This window comes from Streptomyces sp. NPDC051018, from assembly GCF_044456085.1.
Taxonomy (GTDB): domain Bacteria; phylum Actinomycetota; class Actinomycetes; order Streptomycetales; family Streptomycetaceae; genus Streptomyces.
In genome coordinates this window covers 1-1,256 of the sequence record NZ_JBITFN010000052.1, presented here as the reverse complement: position 1 = coordinate 1,256, position 1,256 = coordinate 1, and the positions used below count along the sequence as shown (strand labels likewise).

Annotated in this window: 2 protein-coding genes; both read right to left on the bottom strand. The window is 68.2% G+C overall.

The window, feature by feature from the left end; all coding sequences use genetic code 11:
- Position 1: 1 nt before the first annotated feature.
- Entirely contained in the window at positions 2-592 is a 591-nt protein-coding gene (locus ACIBCM_RS35270; RefSeq protein ID WP_399250536.1) for a transposase, read from the bottom strand.
- The gene (locus tag ACIBCM_RS35265) at positions 589-1,101 is read right to left on the bottom strand and encodes a winged helix-turn-helix domain-containing protein (protein WP_399250538.1); all 513 of its coding nucleotides are present in this window, start codon (positions 1,099-1,101) and stop codon (positions 589-591) included. Before ACIBCM_RS35265 ends, ACIBCM_RS35270 begins: the two co-directional genes overlap by 4 nt.
- Positions 1,102-1,256: the final 155 nt, after the last annotated feature.

Genomic DNA, 1,256 nt, shown 5'->3' with positions numbered 1-1,256 from the left:
ACTACTGATCTTTTCGTAAGTTCGGTTGGTGTGGTGGGTGGATGGTCAGGCCGGTATTGGCGAGGAAGGACCATGGCAGTTGGGGGTTGGCGTTGATGCGGTGGATGCCCCGCTCGGTGGCGTCGGCGACGTCGGCGAGGTGGTCGCCGGCGAGGTTGGCGAGTTCGCGTTTCTTGAGCGAGGACCACAGCAGTTCCACCGGGTTCAGCTCGGGTGCGTAGGCGGGTAGGCGTTCCGGGGTGAGCCAGTCCTGCCCGGCGACCCAGGCCCGCATCGCCCGGCTCCAGTGGGCGGACAGGCCGTCCCAGACCAGGACCACTTTCTCACCGCGGTAGAACAGCTTCATCTGCTCCAGGACCTCGATAAGCCCGGTGGTGTCGTAGCTGCCGGGCTTGAGGTGGAAGCACAGGCGGGCCCCGCGGCCGGGGTCGGTGGAGTGGTAGCCCAGGGCCCCGGCCATCGAGGCCCGCTTCCAGTTCAGCCGGTGCCGCAGCAGTGGGGTCCGGCCCCGGGGCGCGTAGGTACGGCGGATCTGCGGGAGGAGGGAGACGCCTGATTCGTCGAGGAACACGATCCAGGCACGTGTGTTCACCGCCCCTTTTTGATGCGCGGCCACTCGTGCGCGATCCAGCGGGCGATCTCGGATTCGTCCCGTTCGACCGCCCGCCGCTCGGGCCGCTGCAGACTCCACCCGAGCCGCCCCGTCAGCAGCCGCCACACCGACGCCCTCGACAGCACCACCCCCGTCGCCCGCTCCACGACCACGCCGACCCGTTCCAGGGTCCACAGATCGGCCTCGAAACCATGAGCCTGAGCCCCTTGCTCCAGCGCGGCCCGGACCGTCTCGACCTGAGTGTTGTCCAGTTTGGGTGGACGACCGGTGGCCGCACGCCGCCGCAGGGCCGAGGCACCGCCCTGCTCCCAGACCCGCCGCCACCGCCGCACACTCTCGGCACACACCCCCACCGCCCGAGCGATCTCCGCATTCGAGACGCCGTCCTCGAACAACTCCACCGCCCGGACACGACGCGCCTCCGCCAACTGAGGCCGCGACAAAGAAGGAAGGGAGGAGCCGGCAACCGAAGGAGAAGGGTGATACACCACCCCGACAGCCTCCCACCCACACGCCCACCACACCCATCGAACTTACGAAAAGATCAGTAAGGGCTGTCCCGTAATCGGCGGTGGATCAGCGCGCGGCGTCAGATGCGGTGCATCGCAAGGCGGAGGAGCGCCCGCATACTGGGCGTATTTGG